Annotated in this window: 20 protein-coding genes; 16 read left to right on the forward strand and 4 right to left on the reverse strand. The window is 41.9% G+C overall.

The genetic code is table 11. The features are described 5' to 3' along the window. The first annotated feature begins 27 nt into the window (after positions 1-27). The 9 genes from ACLNCW_RS06995 to ACLNCW_RS07035 all read left to right on the forward strand — a co-directional run bounded on the left by ACLNCW_RS06995 (position 28) and on the right by ACLNCW_RS07035 (position 8,593). The gene (locus tag ACLNCW_RS06995) at positions 28-318 is read left to right on the forward strand and encodes a thiamine-binding protein (protein WP_000647688.1); all 291 of its coding nucleotides are present in this window, start codon (positions 28-30) and stop codon (positions 316-318) included. Further along, positions 281-1,039 carry an ABC transporter permease gene (locus ACLNCW_RS07000; protein WP_162174238.1) on the forward strand — a complete coding sequence of 253 codons (759 nt, stop codon included), beginning with the start codon at positions 281-283 and terminating at the stop codon, positions 1,037-1,039. The genes ACLNCW_RS06995 and ACLNCW_RS07000 overlap by 38 nt, the downstream gene beginning before the upstream one ends. Before the next feature lie 38 nt (positions 1,040-1,077). After that, positions 1,078-2,085, forward strand: a complete 1,008-nt coding sequence (locus tag ACLNCW_RS07005; RefSeq protein ID WP_424845720.1) for an ABC transporter substrate-binding protein — start codon at positions 1,078-1,080, stop codon at positions 2,083-2,085. Then, positions 2,085-2,813, forward strand: coding sequence for an ABC transporter ATP-binding protein (locus ACLNCW_RS07010; RefSeq protein ID WP_237447132.1), 729 nt, complete (start codon positions 2,085-2,087; stop codon positions 2,811-2,813). The genes ACLNCW_RS07005 and ACLNCW_RS07010 overlap by 1 nt, the downstream gene beginning before the upstream one ends. Positions 2,814-2,931: 118 nt before the next feature. Beyond that, positions 2,932-3,390, forward strand: coding sequence for a CtsR family transcriptional regulator (locus ACLNCW_RS07015; protein WP_004261972.1), 459 nt, complete (start codon positions 2,932-2,934; stop codon positions 3,388-3,390). A gap of 1 nt (position 3,391) precedes the next feature. Then, the gene (locus ACLNCW_RS07020) at positions 3,392-5,824 is read left to right on the forward strand and encodes an ATP-dependent Clp protease ATP-binding subunit (RefSeq protein ID WP_424845723.1); all 2,433 of its coding nucleotides are present in this window, start codon (positions 3,392-3,394) and stop codon (positions 5,822-5,824) included. Between the two features lie 146 nt (positions 5,825-5,970). Beyond that, positions 5,971-7,029 (forward strand): AAA family ATPase, encoded by a 1,059-nt coding sequence (locus ACLNCW_RS07025; RefSeq protein WP_227326016.1) that lies wholly within the window; start codon positions 5,971-5,973, stop codon positions 7,027-7,029. Positions 7,030-7,038: 9 nt separating this feature from the next. Continuing rightward, the gene (pnuC, locus tag ACLNCW_RS07030; RefSeq protein WP_227326017.1) at positions 7,039-7,818 is read left to right on the forward strand and encodes a nicotinamide riboside transporter PnuC; all 780 of its coding nucleotides are present in this window, start codon (positions 7,039-7,041) and stop codon (positions 7,816-7,818) included. 1 nt (position 7,819) lies between these two features. Continuing rightward, positions 7,820-8,593: an NUDIX domain-containing protein gene (locus ACLNCW_RS07035; protein ID WP_033685645.1), complete on the forward strand. Its 774-nt coding sequence runs from the start codon at positions 7,820-7,822 to the stop codon at positions 8,591-8,593. A 73-nt stretch (positions 8,594-8,666) separates the two neighbouring features. Here ACLNCW_RS07035 and ACLNCW_RS07040 read toward each other — a convergent pair whose 3' ends face one another. Beyond that, positions 8,667-8,897, reverse strand: a complete 231-nt coding sequence (locus ACLNCW_RS07040) for a hypothetical protein (RefSeq protein WP_004261990.1) — start codon at positions 8,895-8,897, stop codon at positions 8,667-8,669. 278 nt (positions 8,898-9,175) lie between these two features. Between ACLNCW_RS07040 and ACLNCW_RS07045 the strand changes: the two genes are divergently transcribed. After that, positions 9,176-9,874, forward strand: coding sequence for a hypothetical protein (locus ACLNCW_RS07045; protein WP_424845726.1), 699 nt, complete (start codon positions 9,176-9,178; stop codon positions 9,872-9,874). A gap of 69 nt (positions 9,875-9,943) precedes the next feature. On the opposite strand, the gene ACLNCW_RS07050 is transcribed toward ACLNCW_RS07045, so the two are convergent. From ACLNCW_RS07050 to hslO, 3 genes are read right to left on the reverse strand one after another with little or no spacing between them, the layout of a single operon-like run. Next, the gene (locus tag ACLNCW_RS07050; protein WP_424845728.1) at positions 9,944-10,495 is read right to left on the reverse strand and encodes a cysteine hydrolase family protein; all 552 of its coding nucleotides are present in this window, start codon (positions 10,493-10,495) and stop codon (positions 9,944-9,946) included. 1 nt (position 10,496) lies between these two features. After that, entirely contained in the window at positions 10,497-11,477 is a 981-nt protein-coding gene (dusB, locus tag ACLNCW_RS07055) for a tRNA dihydrouridine synthase DusB (RefSeq protein ID WP_000183308.1), read from the reverse strand. Next, positions 11,464-12,336, reverse strand: coding sequence for an Hsp33 family molecular chaperone HslO (gene hslO, locus ACLNCW_RS07060; RefSeq protein ID WP_049499132.1), 873 nt, complete (start codon positions 12,334-12,336; stop codon positions 11,464-11,466). Before hslO ends, dusB begins: the two co-directional genes overlap by 14 nt. 164 nt (positions 12,337-12,500) lie before the next feature. On the opposite strand from hslO, the gene ACLNCW_RS07065 reads away from it, so the two are divergent. The 6 genes from ACLNCW_RS07065 (at position 12,501) to ACLNCW_RS07090 (ending at position 20,251) form a co-directional block, all read left to right on the forward strand. Continuing rightward, a complete protein-coding gene (locus ACLNCW_RS07065; RefSeq protein ID WP_049499133.1) occupies positions 12,501-13,928 on the forward strand; it encodes a helix-turn-helix domain-containing protein in 1,428 nt (475 codons plus the stop codon). A gap of 159 nt (positions 13,929-14,087) precedes the next feature. Further along, positions 14,088-15,596 carry a glycerol kinase GlpK gene (glpK, locus tag ACLNCW_RS07070; RefSeq protein ID WP_020902154.1) on the forward strand — a complete coding sequence of 503 codons (1,509 nt, stop codon included), beginning with the start codon at positions 14,088-14,090 and terminating at the stop codon, positions 15,594-15,596. Positions 15,597-15,789: 193 nt separating this feature from the next. Beyond that, positions 15,790-17,616, forward strand: coding sequence for a type 1 glycerol-3-phosphate oxidase (gene glpO, locus ACLNCW_RS07075; RefSeq protein ID WP_084862640.1), 1,827 nt, complete (start codon positions 15,790-15,792; stop codon positions 17,614-17,616). Between the two features lie 70 nt (positions 17,617-17,686). Further along, positions 17,687-18,391 (forward strand): MIP/aquaporin family protein, encoded by a 705-nt coding sequence (locus tag ACLNCW_RS07080; RefSeq protein WP_020902151.1) that lies wholly within the window; start codon positions 17,687-17,689, stop codon positions 18,389-18,391. Positions 18,392-18,630: 239 nt separating this feature from the next. Continuing rightward, a complete protein-coding gene (locus ACLNCW_RS07085; RefSeq protein WP_424845729.1) occupies positions 18,631-19,809 on the forward strand; it encodes a ryptide export MFS transporter in 1,179 nt (392 codons plus the stop codon). A gap of 310 nt (positions 19,810-20,119) precedes the next feature. Continuing rightward, entirely contained in the window at positions 20,120-20,251 is a 132-nt protein-coding gene (locus tag ACLNCW_RS07090; RefSeq protein ID WP_000813667.1) for a teichoic acid D-Ala incorporation-associated protein DltX, read from the forward strand. Positions 20,252-20,260: the final 9 nt, after the last annotated feature.

Consider the following 20,260-nt stretch of genomic DNA (forward strand, 5'->3'; position numbering starts at 1 on the left):
AAAGGAAAACGAGAAGAGGAGGTTGTTATGAAAGCAAGCATTGCCTTGCAAGTTTTACCCCTATCACAGGGGATCAATCGGATTGCTGTTATTGATCAGGTCATTGATTACCTGCAAGCTCAAGAAGTGACTATGGTGGTGACACCATTTGAAACGGTCTTGGAAGGGGAGTTTGATGAGCTTATGCGCATTCTCAAAGAAGCGCTAGAAGTGGCAGGGCAGGAGGCAGATAATGTCTTTGCCAATGTCAAAATAAATGTAGGAGAGATTTTAAGTATTGATGAGAAACTTGAAAAGTATACTGAGACGACACATTAGTCTATTGGGCTTTCTAGGAGTCTTGTCAATCTGGCAGTTAGCAGGTTTTCTTAAACTTCTCCCCAAGTTTATCCTGCCGACACCTCTTGAAATCCTCCAGTCTTTTGTGCGTGATAGAGAATTTCTCTGGCACCACAGCTGGGCGACCTTGAGAGTGGCTTTGCTGGGGTTGGTTCTGGGAGTTTTGATTGCCTGTCTCATGGCTGTGCTTATGGATAGTTTGACTTGGCTCAATGACCTGATTTACCCTATGATGGTGGTTGTTCAGACCATTCCGACCATTGCCATAGCCCCTATCCTGGTTTTGTGGCTCGGTTATGGGATTTTGCCCAAGATTGTCTTGATTATCTTAACGACAACCTTCCCCATCATCGTCAGCATTTTGGACGGTTTTAGGCATTGTGACAAGGATATGCTGACCTTGTTTAGTCTGATGCGGGCCAAACCTTGGCAAATCCTTTGGCATTTTAAAATCCCAGTCAGTCTGCCTTACTTTTATGCAGGTCTGAGGGTCAGTGTCTCCTACGCTTTTATCACAACAGTAGTATCTGAGTGGTTGGGAGGCTTTGAAGGACTAGGTGTCTACATGATTCAGTCCAAGAAATTGTTTCAGTATGATACCATGTTCGCTATTATTATTCTGGTATCGATTATCAGCCTTCTTGGTATGAAATTGGTCGATGTCAGCGAGAAATATGTTATTAAATGGAAACGTTCGTAGAATTAGAATGTTTCGGAAAAAGAAAAGAGGAAATCAAAATGAAAAAAACATGGAAAGTGTTTTTAACTGTTTTAACAGCTCTTGTAGCTGTTGTGCTTGTGGCCTGTGGTCAAGGAACTGCTTCCAAGGACAACAAAGAAGCAGAACTTAAGAAGATTGACTTTATCCTAGACTGGACACCAAATACCAACCACACAGGGCTTTATGTGGCTAAGGAAAAAGGCTACTTCAAGGAAGCTGGGGTGGATGTTGATTTGAAATTGCCACCAGAAGAAAGTTCTTCTGACTTGGTTATTAACGGTAAGGCACCATTTGCAGTCTATTTCCAAGACTATATGGCTAGAAAATTGGAAAAAGGGGCAGGAATTACTGCCGTTGCAGCTATCGTAGAACACAATACATCAGGAATCATCTCTCGTAAATCTGACAATGTAGCTAGTCCAAAAGACTTGGTTGGTAAGAAATACGGAACTTGGAATGACCCAACTGAACTTGCTATGTTGAAAACCTTGGTAGAATCACAAGGTGGGGACTTTGAGAAGGTTGAAAAAGTACCAAATAACGACTCAAACTCAATTACACCGATTGCCAATGGAGTATTTGATACTGCATGGATCTACTACGGATGGGATGGTATCCTTGCCAAATCTCAAGGTGTAGATGCTAACTTTATGTACTTGAAAGACTACGTTAAAGAATTTGACTATTACTCACCAGTCATCATTGCTAACAACGACTACCTCAAAGACAACAAAGAAGAAGCACGTAAAGTCATCCAAGCTATCAAAAAAGGATACCAATATGCTATGGAGCATCCAGAGGAAGCAGCTGATATCCTCATCAAAAATGCACCTGAACTCAAGGAAAAACGTGACTTTGTCATCGAATCTCAAAAATACTTGTCAAAAGAATACGCAAGCAACAAGGAAAAATGGGGGCAATTTGATGCAGCTCGCTGGAATGCCTTCTACAAATGGGATAAAGAAAATGGTATCCTTAAAGAAGACTTGACAGACAAAGGCTTCACCAACGAATTTGTGAAATAATGACAGAAATAAGACTAGAACACGTCAGTTATGCCTACGGACAAGATAGGATTTTAGAGGATATCAATCTGAAAGTGACTTCAGGTGAAGTGGTTTCTATCCTAGGCCCAAGTGGTGTTGGTAAGACTACGCTTTTCAACTTAATTGCGGGGATTTTAGAAGTTCAGTCAGGGAGAATTGTCCTTGATGGTGAAGAAAATCCCAAGGGGCGCGTGAGTTATATGTTACAAAAGGATCTGCTCTTGGAGCACAAGACGGTGCTTGGTAATATCATTCTGCCCCTCTTGATTCAAAAGGTGGATAAGGCAGAAGCTATTGCTCGCGCAGATGAAATTCTTGCGACCTTCCAGTTGACAGCTGTAAGAGATAAATACCCTCATGAACTCAGTGGTGGGATGCGCCAGCGTGTAGCCTTACTCCGGACTTACCTTTTCGGGCACAAGCTCTTTCTCTTGGATGAGGCTTTTAGCGCCTTGGATGAGATGACCAAGATGGAACTCCACGCTTGGTACCTTGAGATTCACAAGCAGTTGCAGCTAACAACCTTGATCATCACGCATAGTATCGAGGAGGCCCTCAGTCTCAGCGACCGCATCTATATCTTGAAAAATCGTCCTGGGCAGATTGTTTCAGAAATTAAACTAGATTGGTCTGAAGATGAGGACAAAGAAGTCCAAAAGATTGCCTATAAACGTCAAATTTTGGTAGAATTAGGCTTAGATAAGTAGAAAAATAGGGAGTTGGTGAAGATTATCCTTTACCAGCGCCCTTTTTCTTTTAAAAATGAGAAAATTTCGGTATAATAGTCAAAGATAGTCAAGGTTTAAAGAGAGAGGTGGGTTTGTAATGAGATTTAAAAATACATCGGATCATATTGAGGCCTACATCAAGGCGATTTTAGATCAATCTGGAATTGTGGAGTTGCAACGGAGTCAGTTGGCGGATACTTTTCAGGTTGTTCCCAGTCAGATTAACTATGTGATCAAGACACGCTTTACGGAAAGTAGAGGCTACTTGGTTGAAAGTAAGCGTGGTGGTGGAGGCTACATTCGTATAGGACGGATTGAGTTTTCTAGTCATCATGAAATGCTCAGGGAGCTGCTTTACTCAATTGGTGAGCGGGTCAGTCAAGAAATTTATGAGGATATTCTACAGCTTTTGGTTGAGCAGGAATTGATGACCAAGCAAGAGATGAATTTGCTGGTAGCAGTAGCTTTGGATCGCGTTCTAGGAGAAGAAGCTCCAGTTGTTCGAGCTAATATGCTACGACAGGTCATACAAGAGGTAGATAGAAAAGGGAAGTAAGATGAACTATTCAAAAGCATTGAATGAATGTATCGAAAGTGCCTACATGGTTGCTGGCCATTTTGGAGCTCGTTATCTAGAGTCTTGGCACTTGTTGATTGCCATGTCCAATCACAGTTATAGTGTGGCAGGGGCGACTTTAAATGATTATCCATATGAGATGGACCGTTTAGAAGAGGTCGCTTTGGAACTGACTGAAACGGACTATAGCCAGGATGAAATCTTTACGGAATTGCCGTTCTCCCATCGTTTGCAGGTTCTTTTTGATGAAGCAGAGTATGTAGCATCAGTGGTCCATGCTAAGATGCTAGGGACAGAGCATGTCCTCTATGCGATTTTGCATGATGGCAATGCCTTGGCGACTCGCATCTTGGAGAGAGCAGGCTTTTCTTATGAAGACAAGAAAGATCAGGTTAAGATTGCTGCCCTACGTCGAAATCTAGAAGAACGTGCAGGCTGGACTCGTGAAGACCTCAAGGCTCTACGCCAACGCCATCGTACAGTAGCTGACAAGCAAAATTCTATGGCTAATATGATGGGTATGCCCCAGACTCCGAGCGGAGGTCTCGAGGACTATACGCATGATTTGACAGAGCAAGCGCGTTCTGGCAAGTTAGAACCAGTCATCGGTCGGGACAAGGAAATCTCGCGTATGATTCAAATCTTGAGTCGGAAGACAAAGAATAATCCTGTCTTGGTTGGGGCTGCTGGTGTCGGAAAAACTGCTCTGGCGCTTGGTCTTGCCCAGCGAATTGCTAGTGGGGATGTGCCTACGGAAATGTCTAAGATGCGCGTGTTAGAGCTTGATTTGATGAATGTCGTGGCAGGGACACGTTTCCGTGGTGACTTTGAAGAGCGCATGAATAATATCATTAAGGATATTGAAGAAGATGGCCAAGTCATCCTCTTTATAGATGAACTTCACACTATCATGGGTTCTGGGAGCGGGATTGATTCGACTCTGGATGCGGCCAATATCTTGAAGCCAGCCTTGGCGCGTGGCACCTTGAGAACAGTTGGTGCGACCACTCAGGAAGAATATCAAAAACACATCGAAAAAGATGCGGCCCTTTCTCGTCGTTTCGCCAAAGTGACGATTGAAGAGCCAAGTGTGGCCGACAGTATGGCCATTTTGCAAGGCTTGAAGGCGACTTATGAGAAACATCACCGTGTGCAAATCACAGATGAAGCGGTCGAAACAGCTGTCAAGATGGCGCATCGTTACTTGACTAGTCGTCACTTGCCAGACTCTGCTATCGACCTCTTAGATGAAGCAGCAGCAACAGTGCAAAATAAGGTTAAGCATGTAAAAGCAGACGATTCAGGTTTGAGTCCAGCTGACAAGGCCTTGATGGATGGTAAGTGGAAACAGGCAGCTCAGTTAATCGCAAAAGAAGAGGAAGTGCCTGTCTATAAAGACTTGGTGACAGAGTCTGATATTTTGACCACCTTGAGTCGCTTATCAGGTATTCCAGTTCAAAAACTGACTCAAACGGATGCTAAGAAATACCTAAACTTGGAAGCTGAACTGCACAAACGTGTCATCGGTCAAGATCAAGCAGTTTCAAGCATTAGCCGTGCCATTCGCCGCAATCAGTCAGGGATTCGCAGTCATAAGCGTCCGATTGGTTCCTTTATGTTCTTAGGGCCTACAGGTGTCGGTAAGACCGAATTGGCTAAGGCTCTAGCAGAAGTTCTCTTTGATGACGAATCAGCCCTTATCCGTTTTGATATGAGTGAGTATATGGAGAAATTCGCTGCCAGCCGTCTCAATGGAGCTCCTCCGGGCTATGTAGGTTATGAAGAAGGTGGGGAGTTGACCGAGAAAGTTCGCAACAAACCCTATTCCGTTCTACTTTTTGACGAGGTAGAAAAAGCACACCCAGACATCTTTAATGTCCTCTTGCAAGTCTTGGATGATGGTGTCTTGACCGATAGCAAGGGTCGCAAGGTTGATTTTTCAAATACCATTATCATCATGACTTCAAACCTTGGTGCGACAGCCCTTCGTGATGACAAGACTGTTGGTTTTGGGGCCAAGGACATTCGTTTTGACCAGGAGAATATGGAGAAACGCATGTTTGAAGAGCTGAAAAAAGCTTATAGGCCGGAGTTTATCAACCGTATTGATGAAAAGGTGGTCTTCCATAGCTTATCTAGCGACCATATGCAGGAAGTGGTGAAGATTATGGTCAAACCTTTAGTGGCAAGTTTGGCTGAAAAAGGCATTGACTTGAAATTACAAGCTTCCGCACTGAAATTGTTGGCAAATCAAGGATATGACCCAGAGATGGGAGCTCGTCCACTTCGCAGAACCCTGCAAACAGAAGTGGAAGACAAGTTGGCAGAACTTCTTCTCAAGGGAGAATTAGAGGCAGGCAGCACACTTAAAATTGGTGTTAAAGCAGGCCAGTTAAAATTTGATATTGCATAAAAATGGAGAATCAGGAGTAATCTTGATTCTTTTTTCGCAACGTTTTTATAAAAAATGATAAAAAACTATTGACAAAACAAAAATATAGTTTATAATAAAAACATAGATAATGAAAATATCAAAAAATATAAAAAGGCAATAGGTTTATGAAAAAGAAAACAGCAGTGGTATTTGGAACCTTTGCTCCGCTTCATCAAGGTCATATCGATCTGATCCAGCGAGCGAAGCGACAGTGTGACCGGGTCTGGGTTGTCGTTTCAGGCTATGAGGGAGATAGAGGGGAGCAGGTAGGCTTAACGCTTCAAAAAAGATTTCGCTATATCCGAGAGGCCTTTGGTGATGACGAGTTGACCTCTGTCTGCAAGTTAGACGAGAGCAAGCTTCCCCGTTACCCTATGGGCTGGCAGGAGTGGTTGGACCAAATGTTAGCGGAGATTTCCTATGATGAAACCCAGCAAGAACTAATTTTCTTTGTGGGAGAAGCAGACTACCAGCAAGAATTATCAAATCGTGGCTTTGAGACTGTCTTGCAAGAAAGAAAGTTTGGTATCTCAGCGACTATGATTCGAGAAAATCCAAGCAAATATTGGAAATATATTGCTCAACCCTTCCGACGTCAGTTTACAAAGAAAGTGTTGATTATGGGAAGTGCCAGCAATGGGAAGACCACTCTAGCCAAGGATTTGGCTAGGTATTACGATGCACCAGTCAGCTTGGAATACGCACGTGAGTACCAGATCAAAAACAATGTCCGCGACGATGAATTGACTCCAAAGGATTATTATTATCTCCTGTTGGGGCAGTATGACCAGACCTCTAAGTTAATTGACAGTAATGCCAATAGGGGACTGGTGATAGCTGATACCAACTCCTTAGTAACCAAGGGCTACTATGATTATTACATGGAGACTGAGGACCAAGGGGATTTATCAGGAGAGACTTTTGATAATCTCTTTGCCTCAATCTTAGCTAAGGAAAAATGGGACTTGATTCTCTTTGTGCAGCCTGTCGGCTCCTATGTCAATGACGGATTTAGAGATATGACTATGGCAGAAGACCATATTCGTCATAGTTTTTCCCAGCATTTGGACCAGATGAGGGAGCGCTACTTAGCAAACATTCCACTAGTTTATCTAGCTGAGGATTATCTAGGAAATTATGAAGCAGCAAAAGTGGCTATTGATGCCATTTACCAAACAGATTAGGAGACAATTATGAAAAAACTAACTGAAAAAATCACACAATTTATCGAGAACTTTAAAAACGTCCATGCGGAAGCCCGCAAGATTGGTTTTGCAGGAATCATGAACCTGCTCTGGAAAGATCTCTTTGTCGGCCGTAGCCTCTTCCAATGGTTGTATCTCATCGTCCTGTCAAGTGTTCCTTTGATCTTGGAATTCACGCAAAATACAGAAAGTCATGACTGGATGAGCTTATTTGCCTCTTGGACTGGGATTGTCTGTGTTATCTTGGTAGCAGAAGGGCGTGCAAGCAATTATCTCTTTGGGGCCATTAACTCTGCTATCTATTTAGTTTTGGCCATGAATGCGACTTTTTATGGCGAAGTTTTGACGACCGTTTACTTCTTTGTCATGCAGCCGATTGGCCTCTATGCTTGGCTGTCTAACCGTATCAATGACCAAGGAAAAGTAGAAGAATCTCACTTTGAAGCTAAGAAATTATCTATTTTTGACTGGCTCAAGTACTTAGCCTTGACTGCTATCATTTGGATTGGTATGGGCTTGGCTTACCAAAGTATCCATAGTGCTCGCCCTTTCCGTGATAGTGTTACCGATGCGACCAATGGTGTAGGTCAGCTCTTGATGACACGTCTCTACCGTGAGCAATGGATTTTCTGGATTGCAACCAATCTCTTTAGTATTTACCTCTGGTGGGGTGAAAATATCCACATCCAAGGGATGTACTGGGTTTACACACTCAATAGTCTAGTAGGTTGGTACCAATGGACCAAGGCAGTTCGTAAGGAGGCATAAAATGACGGACACGATGATTCCAGCAGGGATGACGGAAAGAGAATATTTTGAAATTCATGCAAGTCAGGAGGAATTTTTGGATTGGTACTACAAGCAGGAACTTCCTCAATACGAAAAACCAAGTGTGACGGTGGATATGGTAGCCTACTGCTTTGTCGAAGGAAATATCAAGCTCTTATTAATTCGTCGCAAGGCTCACCCTTATCAAAATTGTTTGGCTCTGGTTGGAGGATTTATGGACAAGGGCGAAGATGCTGCACATGCTTGTCAGCGCGAGGTGAAAGAAGAGGTCAACCTCGAACTCCCTTTAGAAAAAATCGAGCAATTGATGACTGTATCGACCCCCGGCCGTGACCCACGGGGCTGGACAGTGACCATTGCCCACTTGGTTTATCTGCCTAGTTGTGCATTAGAACTTGTTCAAGCAGGAGACGATGCCAAGGATGTGGTTTTTGTAGATGTCGATTTTCAGACAGGCAAGTGCTTCTTAAAGGGAGTAGAGTTGGAGGAGCAAGCCTTCGCTTTTGACCATTATGCTATTATCCAAGAATCCATCAAACGAATCCAAGGCCGTCTCGACTGGAATCCGACCTTCCTTTATCTGCTGGAGGAGGAGTTCACTGTCTACGAAGGGACTGAACTGGTCAATCTTATCAATCCCGGTCGTCCAATCGTCAGCAATAACTTTCTCGTAAAATACGGAGAATATGTAGAAGAAGTCGGACTCAAACGAGTACCTAAAAAGAAACCAAGAAAAACCTATCGATTGAAATAAAAAGCGAGGCCGGGAAAAAGTTCCCGACCTCTTTATTTGCCTTTATTAGTTTGATTTGCTATTGCGACTGTTTTTAGGGATGGCTATCTTTCTTAGAATTGCTCAACATGTGAGTAAAGAAGGCTTTGTATCGATACTTGAGATAGTTCTCATGTAAAAATAACAAGGCGATATAGACAATCAAAAAGATTGTAGTCAGATAGAAGACATCAAATGCAGTTCGCGCATAGTAAGCGGCTGATTGATAAGAGCCAATAGCTCCCAAAATTAACCAAGGCAGATACTTGTAATACTTATTTAGCATAAGAGTGCACCTCCTATATTATATTTCAATATTATTATATTCCTTCGTTTAACGTAATGCAAGCGATTACACAAAAACAAATTTAAATTTTTAACAGGAAAATCTCCTGTTTTTCTGTTTTATTACGAATAGAAGAGTAGGAGGAGTAAATGTATCTAAAGTATTTAAGATTTTTAAAATAGTTTAGATAAATTGTTGACATATTTAAATCACAATGTTACAATTATATTACAAAAACATTTCTTTATATTTCTAAAATATTACAAAGGAGTAGAAAAATGAAAAAGAAAACCTATATCAAATTGATGGCAGCGACTGTATTAGCTTCTACCTTGCTACTGGGAGCTTGTGGAAATAAAAAGGAAACAACTCAAGCAAGCAGTTCTGCTAAGACAAGCCAATCATCAAGTTCTAAAGCAGCTTCTGCTAGCAAAGAAAGCAAGACTCAGAAGTCCTCAAGTTCAGCTGCATCTGAAAAGGCTAAGGCATCTACTGATCAATCTTCAGCAACTGCAACGCCATCACAAGCGGCACCTGCACCAGAGCAAAGACAGGGTCAAGAAGTGTCTAATCAACAGGCGGCTAGTCAACAAACTTCTGCTCAGACTCCTTCAACTCAACAAGCTCCTCAAGCCCAGTCTAACCAATCAAGCTATGATCCTACAACTGACCGCAAACTTCAAGACAAACAAGCAGAGCAAAATAAACGCTACAAGGGTGTTTTAACCATGGTAGATGGTGATTTTTCAGCTGCAGCGGGCAATTGGAAGGGAGCAAATGGCGAAACTATCACAGTTTCATCAGGTGGTCAATTTACAGTAGAATCTTCTGATGGAAAGAAAGAAAATTACTCTATCAAAGGCTATTCTTATACTCTTGATGATGGTAAGTATAATGCCAAAATTGGTGGAGGAAAAGTCATCCAAATTACAACAGGAGCGGATGGTAAGGTTTCTAGTGTTGCTTTGAGTCAATAATAACCCTCAGTATTTGAATTTTTACAGTCAAAGAAAATCCGTCAGCTCAATAAGAGTTGACGGATTATTTTATACTTGTACTTGGGTTAAAAATTCTTCGGTAGTAAGAATTTGAGCAAACTCATCTTGTAGAGAAAGGATATTAATCTCATGGATAGTCTCAGGAGAGATGGCCTGACCGTTTTTGTTAGATAGGGTAAAACTGGCAGTAGCATCTGCTAGTAAAGTGACTTCAAAACTAAGATTTGCTGCCATTCGTGTAGTAGTGGATACACAATGAGGCAGGGTCAAACCAACAACGACTAAATGACAAATCTGATTTTTTCGTAAATATGTTTTAAGATTTGTTCCAATAAAGGCGCTATTAACCGTTTTTTGAAAGACAGGTTCTGAAGCAACTGGTTCAAATCCACTTTTAAACTCCTGATTTTGTTTGTTATGAAATTGCGACTGGGGATTGTCAGATATGTGTTGAACATGTAAGATTGGAAGAGCGTGTTTACGAAAGTATGCCAGTACCCTCAATGCTTGTTGTTCAGCTTGAGGGTTGTTCCGTTCTCCCCAGATAGGGTTATCAAATGCTTTTTGCATATCGATAATCAGTAGAGCAGTATGAACCATTTTAAGCCTTATCCAACTGCAAGAGAGCCTCAATCTCTGCCAGAGTGCTAGCTTGTGAAATAGCTCCACGGAGTTTGGCTGCGCCAGATGTTCCACGGAGGTAGTGAGGAGCGAGACCACGGAATTCACGAACTGCTACGTTTTCTCCTTTGAGGTTAATCAAGCGTTTCAAATGTTCGTAGGCGATTTTCATCTTGTCCTCAAAGGTCAAATCAGGTAGGATTTCTCCTGTTTCAAAGTAATGGTTGATTTGGTTGAAGAGGTAAGGATTTCCCATGGCAGCGCGGCCAATCATGACTGCATCAGCACCAACTTCTTCGATGCGTTGTTTGGCTTCTTGGACCGTACGAATGTCACCGTTGGCGATAAATGGAATCTTGGTCAAAGCTTGAGCGACCTTGTGAAGGGTCTCAAGGTCTGCGTGACCTGTATACATTTGTTCACGGGTACGGCCATGCATGGCGAGGGCAGAAACACCTGCTGCTTCAGCAGCGAGGGCATTTTCAACTGCCAGAGATGGGTCGGCCCAGCCGGTACGCATTTTGACAGTAAGTGGAATATCAAGGACAGATTGGACCTTGTTGATAATAGAGTAGATCTTGTCTGGATCCTTGAGCCACATAGCGCCAGCTTCGTTCTTCACGATTTTATTAACTGGGCAGCCCATGTTGATATCCACGATATCGGTTTTGGTGTTTTCTTGGATGAATTCTGCTGCGCGTGCCAGGCTGTCTTCATCACTACCAAAAAGTTGGATAGAAACAGGGTTTTCGCCTTCATCGATATGAAGCATATGCAGGGTTTTTTCGTTGTTGTATTGGATTCCCTTGTCAGAGACCATTTCCATGACAACGAGTCCAGCTCCGAGCTCTTTTGCAATAGTACGAAAGGCTGAGTTGGTCACGCCAGCCATGGGCGCTAAAACGGTACGATTGGGAATCTCAACATTGCCAATCATAAAGGGTGTATTAAGATTTGTCACGAATGAGTTCCTCCAGGTCGTGTTCATCAAAGTTGTAAGTTGTTTGGCAGAATTGACAAGTGATTTCTGCCCCGTGGTCTTCCTCTTTCATTTCCTGTAAGTCTGAGCTTGGAAGGCTAGCAAGAGCGTTCATAAAGCGTTCATGGCTACAGTCACATTGGAAACGGATTTCTTCCTCAGAAAGACGCTTGTAGGCCTCGTCCCCGTAGATAGCCTTGAGGAGGGCTTCGATATGGTCTTCACTTTCGAGAAGGGTCGAGATAGCTGGCATTTCTTGGATGCGTTTTTCAAAGCGAGCAATCTCTTCTTCCTTGGCTCCCGGCAAGACTTGGACTAGGAAACCACCTGCAACCTTGACCTTGTCTTCTTCGTCCAAAAGGACATTGAGACCGACTGCTGAAGGTGTTTGTTGGCTTTCAGTCAGGTAAAAGGCAAGGTCTTCACCAATTTCTCCAGAGATAAGGGGAGTCATAGAGTTGTAAGGATTTCCAGTACCGTAGTCTGTGATAACGAGGAATTGACCATTTCCAACAAAAGGTCCAACTAGAACTTCACCAGTTGCAGTCTTTTTGATGTCAACACCAGGATTTTGAACGTAGCCTTTGACGTTACCTTTGGTATCAGCGACGGTGATGATAGCACCTAGGGAGCTAGATCCCAGCACCTTAACTGTTAGTTTAGTGTTTCCTTTTTCATTGGCTGCGAGAATCTGGCTAGCGATAAGAGTTCGACCAAGTGCTACAGTTGAGCTAGCTTGGGTTTGGTGTTTTTCTTGAGCAGTGCGGACGGTTTCTGTGCTGTCAAGGACAAAAGCACGAAAGGCTCCGCTTTCTGATATAGTTTTAATAATTTTATCCATAGCTACTATTTTAGCATAAAAATGCCCAAAGAGGGAGCCGTGTGTTTGTTGATTTTTAGGATAATGGACTGGGAAATTAGCATGAAAATAAAAAGAGAAACAGATTATTTCAGCATTTGTAAGATTTATGCTATGCTTAAGGTAGAAAATGAAAGGGGTAACAAATGTATTTAGGAGATTTGATGGAAAAGGCTGAATCTGGCCAATTTTCAATCCTTTCCTTTCTATTACAAGAGTCTCAGACGACCGTCAAGGCTGTAATGGAGGAAACAGGATTTTCAAAAGCAACCCTAACCAAATATGTCACCCTACTCAATGACAAGGCTTTGAACAGTGGCTTAGAGCTGAATATCTCCTTAGAAGATGAAAATCTGCGCCTGTCGATCGGTGCAGCTACCAAGGGGAGAGATATTCGGAGCCTGTTTTTGGAGAATGCTGTTAAATACCAGATTTTGGTCTATCTTCTCTACCACCAACAGTTTTTAGCCCATCAGCTGGCTCAAGAATTGATGATTAGCGAGGCTACGCTTGGTCGCCACTTAGCTAGTTTGAATCAGATTTTGTCAGAATTTGACTTATCCATCCAAAATGGACGTTGGCGAGGTCCAGAGCATCAGATTCGCTATTTCTATTTCTGTCTTTTCCGCAAGGTCTGGTCGAGTCAGGAATGGGAAGGTCACATGCAGAAACCAGAGAGAAAACAGGAGATTGCTACTTTAGAAGAAATCTGCGGTGCAAGTTTGTCTTCGGGTCAGAAATTGGACTTGGTTCTCTGGACTCATATCAGTCAACAGCGTCTTCGGGTCAATGCCTGTCAGTTTCAAGTCATAGAAGAGAAAATGCGAGGGTATTTTGACAATATTTTCTACCTTCGTTTGCATCGAAAGGCTCCGTCCTTTTGCGCTGGACAACACCTTCCTCTAGGAACTGAGGATGGGGAGATGATGATTTTCTTCTCTTTCCTCCTATCTCATCGCATTCTTCCTCTTCATACTATGGAATATATCCTTGGTTTTGGAGGGCAGTTGGCCGATTTGCTGACACAGTTGATTCAAGAAATGAAGAAGGAGGAGTTGCTGGGTGATTATACAGAGGATCACGTTACCTATGAACTCAGTCAGCTTTGTGCTCAAGTCTATCTCTATAAGGGCTATATTTTACAGGACCGCTACAAGTACCAGTTGGAGAATCGTCATCCTTATTTTTTGATGGAACATGATTTTAGGGGAACGGCAGAGGAGATTTTTCATGCCTTGCCTGCCTTTCAGCAGGGGACGGATTTGGATAAGAAAATTCTCTGGGAATGGCTCCAGTTAATTGAATATATGGCTGAAAATGGTGGCCAGCATATGCGGATTGGTTTGGATTTGACATCAGGTTTTCTTGTCTTTTCAAGGATGGCAGCCATTTTGAAACGGTATTTGGAATACAATCGTTTTATTACCATTGAAGCCTATGACCGAACTCGACATTATGATTTGCTGGTTACCAATAACCCGATTCATAAGAAGGAACAGACTCCAGTTTATTATTTAAAAAACGACTTGGATTTGGAAGATTTGGCAGCGATTCGTCAGTTATTATTCACTTAAAAGGCTTGGTTGTTCCAGGTCTTTTTTGTGAAATTCACACAATCTACTCACATTTTTTAAAAAATTAAAAAAAGTTGATGAATAAGAAAGCGCTTTATTTTGTATACTAGTTAGTGTAAAGAGGAAACATCCTCAAGATCTTTATCAGGAGGACAGCACATGTCACAAGAAAAATACATTATGGCCATTGACCAGGGAACTACAAGTTCTCGTGCCATTATTTTCAACAAAAAAGGAGAAAAAGTTAGCTCGAGTCAAAAAGAGTTTACCCAGATTTTCCCTCAGGCAGGTTGGGTAGAGCACAATGCTAATGAAATTTGGAACTCTGTTCAGTCAGTTATTGCGGGTGCTTTCATCGAAAGTGGTGTCAAGCCAAATCAAATCGAAGCAATCGGGATTACCAACCAGCGTGAAACAACTGTCGTCTGGGATAAGAAAACAGGGCTCCCTATCTACAATGCTATCGTTTGGCAATCACGTCAGACAGCTCCTTTGGCTGAACAACTAAAAAGTCAAGGTTATGTGGAAAAATTCCATGAAAAGACTGGTTTGATCATCGATGCTTACTTCTCTGCTACCAAGGTTCGTTGGATTTTGGATCATGTAGAAGGTGCTCAAGAGCGAGCAGAAAAAGGGGAATTGCTCTTTGGTACCATCGATACTTGGTTGGTTTGGAAATTGACTGACGGTGCGGCTCACGTGACGGACTACTCAAATGCAGCTCGTACCATGCTTTATAACATTAAAGAACTTAAATGGGATGATGAGATTTTGGAAATCCTCAACATTCCAAAGGCTATGTTGCCAGAAGTTCGTTCTAACTCTGAAATCTATGGTAAGACAGCTCCATTCCATTTCTACGGTGGAGAAGTGCCAATCTCAGGTATGGCTGGGGACCAACAAGCAGCCCTCTTTGGACAGTTGGCCTTTGAACCAGGTATGGTCAAGAATACTTATGGAACAGGTTCTTTCATCATCATGAATACTGGTGAAGAGATGCAGTTGTCTGAGAACAACCTATTAACAACCATTGGTTACGGAATCAATGGCAAGGTTTACTATGCCTTGGAAGGTTCAATCTTCATCGCAGGCAGCGCCATTCAGTGGCTTCGTGATGGACTTCGCATGGTTGAAAATTCACCAGAATCTGAAAAATATGCCCGTGATTCTCACAACAATGATGAAGTTTATGTCGTTCCAGCCTTTACAGGTCTAGGTGCTCCATACTGGAACCAAAACGCTCGCGGTTCTGTCTTTGGCTTAACTCGTGGAACAAGTAAAGAAGACTTTATCAAGGCGACTTTGCAATCTATTGCTTATCAAGTACGTGACATCATCGACACCATGCAAGTGGATGCTCAGACAGCTATCCAAGTCTTGAAAGTAGACGGTGGTGCAGCTATGAACAATTTCCTCATGCAGTTCCAAGCTGACATTTTGGGAATCGATATCGCACGCGCCAAAAACTTGGAAACAACAGCCCTAGGAGCAGCCTTCCTAGCAGGTTTGTCAGTAGGTTATTGGAAAGACTTGGATGAGTTGAAACTCTTGAATGAGACAGGAGAGCTCTTCGAGCCATCGATGAACGAATCTCGCAAGGAACAACTCTACAAGGGCTGGAAGAAGGCTGTAAAAGCAACGCAAGTCTTTGCGGAAATCGATGACTAATACTCAATGAAAATCAAAGAGCAAACTAGGAAGCTAGCCGCAGGTTGCTCAAAGCACTGCTTTGAGGTTGTAAATGAAACTGACGAAGTCAGTAACCATACATTCGGTAAGGCGACGCTGACGTGGTTTGAAGAGATTTTCGAAGAGTATAATACTGGAAGAATAAAGCGACTTAGTTAGAAAGTGTGTAAATATGGAATTTTCAAAGAAAACACGTGAATTATCAATTCAAAAAATGCAGGAACGTACCTTGGACCTCTTGATTATCGGTGGAGGAATTACAGGGGCTGGTGTAGCCTTGCAGGCAGCGGCTAGCGGTCTTGAGACTGGTTTGATTGAAATGCAGGACTTCGCAGAAGGAACATCTAGCCGTTCAACAAAATTGGTTCACGGTGGTCTTCGTTACCTCAAACAATTCGACGTAGAAGTGGTATCAGACACTGTTTCTGAACGTGCTGTAGTTCAACAAATCGCTCCCCACATTCCGAAACCAGACCCAATGCTCTTACCAGTTTACGACGAAGATGGAGCGACCTTTAGCCTCTTCCGTCTTAAAGTAGCCATGGACTTGTACGACCTTTTGGCAGGAGTTAACAACACGCCAGCTGCTAACAAGGTTTTGAGTAAGGAAGAAGTCTTGGAACGCCAGCCAAACTTGAAGAAAGAAGGCTTGGTAGGAGGTGGGGTTTACCTTGACTTCCGTAACAACGATGCGCGTCTCGTGATTGAAAATATCAAACGTGCCAACCAAGACGGTGCCCTCATTGCTAACCACGTGAAGGCAGAAGGCTTCCTCTTTGACGAAAGTGGCAAGATTACAGGTGTTGTAGCTCGTGATCTCTTGACAGACCAAGTCTTTGAAATCAAGGCCCGTCTGGTGATTAACACAACAGGTCCTTGGAGTGATAAAGTACGTAACTTGTCTAATAAGGGAACCCAATTCTCACAAATGCGTCCAACTAAGGGAGTTCACTTGGTAGTGGACTCAAGCAAGATCAAGGTTTCACAGCCAGTTTACTTTGACACAGGTTTGGGTGATGGCCGTATGGTCTTTGTTCTCCCACGTGAAAACAAGACATACTTTGGTACAACTGATACAGACTACACAGGTGACTTGGAACATCCAAAAGTAACTCAGGAAGATGTGGATTATCTACTTGGCATTGTCAACAACCGCTTCCCAGAAGCCAACATCACCATTGATGATATCGAAAGCAGCTGGGCAGGTCTTCGTCCATTGATCGCAGGCAATAGCGCTTCTGACTACAACGGAGGAAATAATGGAACCATCAGTGATGAAAGCTTTAACAACTTGATTGCGACTGTTGAATCCTATCTTTCTAAAGAAAAAACGCGTGAAGATGTTGAATCTGCTGTCAGCAAGCTTGAAAGCAGCACATCTGAGAAACATTTGGACCCATCCGCAGTTTCTCGTGGTTCTAGCTTGGACCGTGATGATAATGGTCTGCTGACCCTTGCTGGTGGTAAAATTACAGACTACCGTAAGATGGCTGAAGGAGCTATGGAGCGCGTGGTCGATATCCTCAAAGCAGAATTTGACCGTAGTTTTAAACTCATCAACTCTAAGACTTACCCTGTTTCAGGTGGAGAATTGAATCCAGCAAATGTTGATTCAGAAATCGAAGCCTTTGCGCAACTTGGAGTGTCACGTGGATTGGATAGCAAGGAAGCTCACTATCTCGCAAATCTCTATGGTTCAAATGTACCGAAAGTCTTTGCCCTTGCTCATAGTTTAGAACAAGCACCAGGACTCAGCTTGGCAGATACTTTATCACTTCACTATGCAATGCGCAATGAGTTGGCTCTTAGCCCAGTTGACTTCCTCCTTCGTCGTACCAACCACATGCTCTTTATGCGTGATAGTTTGGATAGCATCGTTGAGCCAGTTTTAGATGAAATGGGACGATTCTATGACTGGACAGAAGACGAGAAAGCAACTTACCGTGCGGATGTTGAAGCAGCCCTTGCTAACAACGATCTAGCGGAATTGAAAAATTAAGAAAAACTAGAAGAGAGGGAGACAAGCCTTCCTTGCCTTCCCTCTCCTTCTTTAAAATGGAGACAACGATATGATGAAAGAATTATTTGGAGAATTTTTGGGGACTTTAATCCTGATTCTTCTAGGAAATGGTGTTGTTGCAGGTGTGGTTCTTCCTAAAACCAAGAGCAACAATGCAGGTTGGATTGTGATTACTATGGGTTGGGGAATTGCTGTAGCCGTTGCGGCTTTTGTATCTGGCACGCTCAGCCCAGCCCACCTAAATCCAGCTGTAACGTTTGCGATGGCCTTAAAAGGAACGCTCTCTTGGGCTTCCGTTTTCCCATACATCCTAGCTCAGTTCGCAGGGGCTATGCTGGGTCAGATTTTGGTTTGGTTGCAATTCAAACCGCATTATGAGGCAGAAGAAAATGCAGGCAATATCCTGGCAACCTTCAGTACTGGACCAGCTATAAAAGATACTGTATCAAACTTGATTAGTGAAATCCTAGGAACTTTTGTATTGGTATTAACAATCTTTGCTTTGGGACTTTATGACCTTCAAGCAGGAATCGGAACCTTCGCAGTGGGAACTTTGATTGTCGGTATCGTTCTATCACTAGGTGGAACAACAGGTTGTGCCTTGAACCCTGCGCGTGACCTTGGACCTCGTATCATGCATAGCATCTTGCCAATTTCAAACAAGGGAGACGGAGATTGGTCTTACGCTTGGATTCCAGTTGTGGGACCTGTTATCGGTGCAGCCTTGGCCGTGCTTGTATTCTCGCTTTTCTAATCTAGAAAACAATTATGTTGATAGAGCTTGAGATGAAAATCTCAGGCTTTTTTCATTGAGTATAACCTATTAGTACTATCCAACAACGATAATAATTCCTTCAAAAAGTAGGAATAATAAAGGCAATAGTTTTTGCTTTTTTATGTGAAAAATCTCACTTTTGTTTTCTGCCATTTTATGCTAAAATATTAAAAATCAAATTTTAATTCTAAAGTTGGTAACTAAGATGGGAGCGTTACATGTCTAATTCATTTATTAAGTTATTAGTCTCTCAATTGTTTGCAAATTTAGCAGATATTTTCTTTAGAGTAACAATCATTGCTAACATATACATTATTTCAAAATCAGTAATTGCCACATCACTAGTTCCTATTTTAATAGGAATATCCTCTTTTGTTGCAAGTCTTTTAGTTCCTTTAGTTACTAAAAGGTTAGCGCTAAATAGGGTTTTATCTTTATCCCAATTTGGAAAGACTATATTATTAACGATACTGGTAGGAATGTTTACCGTAATGCAATCCGTAGCGCCTTTGGTAACCTATCTATTTGTTGTGGCAATTTCAATATTAGATGGTTTTGCAGCACCTGTTTCCTATGCTATTGTGCCACGCTATGCGACCGATTTGGGTAAGGCTAATTCAGCCTTGTCAATGAGTGGTGAAGCTGTTCAATTGGTGGGTTGGGGATTAGGTGGACTCTTATTTGCAACAATTGGTCTGTTACCTACCACGTTTATCATTTTAATATTGTATATCATTTCTAGCTTTCTGATGTTATTTCTTCCTAACGCTGAAGTGGAGGTGTTAGAGTCAGAAACTAATCTTGAAATTTTGCTCAGAGGTTGGAAGTTAGTTGCTAGAGATCCTAGATTAAGACTTTTTGTATCAGCAAATTTATTTGAAATTTTCTCAAATACGATATGGGTTTCTTCCATTATACTCGTTTTTGTAACGGAATTATTAAATAAAACGGAAAGTTACTGGGGATATTCTAATACAGCATATTCTATCGGGATTATAATTAGTGGCTTAATTGCTTTTCGGCTATCTGAAAAGTTTCTTGCTGCTAAATGGGAAAGTATTCTTTTTCCTCTTGTAGCCATGGCAATAGTGACACTGACTATTCTATATTTTCCAAATGCACAGATGTTTTTAGTATTTTCAGCTTTAGTTGGTATGTTATCGCAACTAAAAGAAGTTCCTGAAAGTGTATTTCTTCAGGAAACAGTAGAGGAAAATAACTTGGTTAATGTCTATTCCGTTCTTGAAGTGATTTCGACACTAGCATTTTCAGTATTTGTTTTGCTAATGAGCTATATTACTGAGAGTTTTGGTATTAGTATCAGTTTTTGGATATCGGCCATTTGTCTGGTGATAGAAGCTATTTTAATTTATATCAGACGAGATTATTTTAAATGAGAGACTAGTTAAAAAGTCTTTAAAAATCAGCAAATCGCATAGTATCAGGTGTTGAAAAAACTTGATATCGTGCGTTTTATTATGGGAAGATTTCCTTCATTTTCTCATGAAATGGAGTTTTGAAACAGTATCACTCTACTTGAAATATACATAGAAAAAGCGCATAATCCTTAAAATAAGCTGAAATCTAGTGAAAATGTACGGTAAACAATTGAAAAACTAGCCTATAAAGTGATACAATGGTAGAAAAATACTATAGTAAGAGTCTATCTTATTTAGCAAAAATTACAGAAATGAATGGTTTTTCTTGATGAAACAGAGAAAAGAATTGTACCTCTTTCTTGGTCGGACAGCCTTGTATTTTCTTATCTTTCTGGGGCTGCTTTACTTCTTTAGCTATCTTGGTCAGGGTCAAGGAAGCTTTATCTATAATGAATTTTAACTTGAAGGA

The sequence above is a fragment of the Streptococcus sp. CL6.22 genome, from assembly GCF_049738055.1.
GTDB lineage: Bacteria > Bacillota > Bacilli > Lactobacillales > Streptococcaceae > Streptococcus > Streptococcus mitis_DJ.

Excerpts from the sequence above, each read along its gene's own strand:
- ACLNCW_RS07040 (WP_004261990.1), bottom strand. The coding sequence starts at position 8,897 with ATGCTAAATAAGTATTACAAGTATCTGCCTTGGTTAATTTTGGGAGCT.
- ACLNCW_RS07050 (WP_424845728.1), bottom strand. The coding sequence starts at position 10,495 with ATGGTTCATACTGCTCTACTGATTATCGATATGCAAAAAGCATTTGAT.
- ACLNCW_RS07005 (WP_424845720.1), top strand. The coding sequence starts at position 1,078 with ATGAAAAAAACATGGAAAGTGTTTTTAACTGTTTTAACAGCTCTTGTA.
- ACLNCW_RS07080 (WP_020902151.1), top strand. The coding sequence starts at position 17,687 with ATGATGAAAGAATTATTTGGAGAATTTTTGGGGACTTTAATCCTGATT.
- ACLNCW_RS07025 (WP_227326016.1), top strand. The coding sequence starts at position 5,971 with ATGAAAAAGAAAACAGCAGTGGTATTTGGAACCTTTGCTCCGCTTCAT.
- glpK (WP_020902154.1), top strand. The coding sequence starts at position 14,088 with ATGTCACAAGAAAAATACATTATGGCCATTGACCAGGGAACTACAAGT.
- ACLNCW_RS07090 (WP_000813667.1), top strand. The coding sequence starts at position 20,120 with ATGAAACAGAGAAAAGAATTGTACCTCTTTCTTGGTCGGACAGCCTTG.
- pnuC (WP_227326017.1), top strand. The coding sequence starts at position 7,039 with ATGAAAAAACTAACTGAAAAAATCACACAATTTATCGAGAACTTTAAA.
- ACLNCW_RS07035 (WP_033685645.1), top strand. The coding sequence starts at position 7,820 with ATGACGGACACGATGATTCCAGCAGGGATGACGGAAAGAGAATATTTT.
- ACLNCW_RS07065 (WP_049499133.1), top strand. The coding sequence starts at position 12,501 with ATGTATTTAGGAGATTTGATGGAAAAGGCTGAATCTGGCCAATTTTCA.
- ACLNCW_RS07000 (WP_162174238.1), top strand. The coding sequence starts at position 281 with ATGAGAAACTTGAAAAGTATACTGAGACGACACATTAGTCTATTGGGC.
- hslO (WP_049499132.1), bottom strand. The coding sequence starts at position 12,336 with ATGGATAAAATTATTAAAACTATATCAGAAAGCGGAGCCTTTCGTGCT.
- ACLNCW_RS07020 (WP_424845723.1), top strand. The coding sequence starts at position 3,392 with ATGAACTATTCAAAAGCATTGAATGAATGTATCGAAAGTGCCTACATG.
- glpO (WP_084862640.1), top strand. The coding sequence starts at position 15,790 with ATGGAATTTTCAAAGAAAACACGTGAATTATCAATTCAAAAAATGCAG.
- ACLNCW_RS07085 (WP_424845729.1), top strand. The coding sequence starts at position 18,631 with ATGTCTAATTCATTTATTAAGTTATTAGTCTCTCAATTGTTTGCAAAT.
- ACLNCW_RS06995 (WP_000647688.1), top strand. The coding sequence starts at position 28 with ATGAAAGCAAGCATTGCCTTGCAAGTTTTACCCCTATCACAGGGGATC.
- ACLNCW_RS07045 (WP_424845726.1), top strand. The coding sequence starts at position 9,176 with ATGAAAAAGAAAACCTATATCAAATTGATGGCAGCGACTGTATTAGCT.
- ACLNCW_RS07015 (WP_004261972.1), top strand. The coding sequence starts at position 2,932 with ATGAGATTTAAAAATACATCGGATCATATTGAGGCCTACATCAAGGCG.
- ACLNCW_RS07010 (WP_237447132.1), top strand. The coding sequence starts at position 2,085 with ATGACAGAAATAAGACTAGAACACGTCAGTTATGCCTACGGACAAGAT.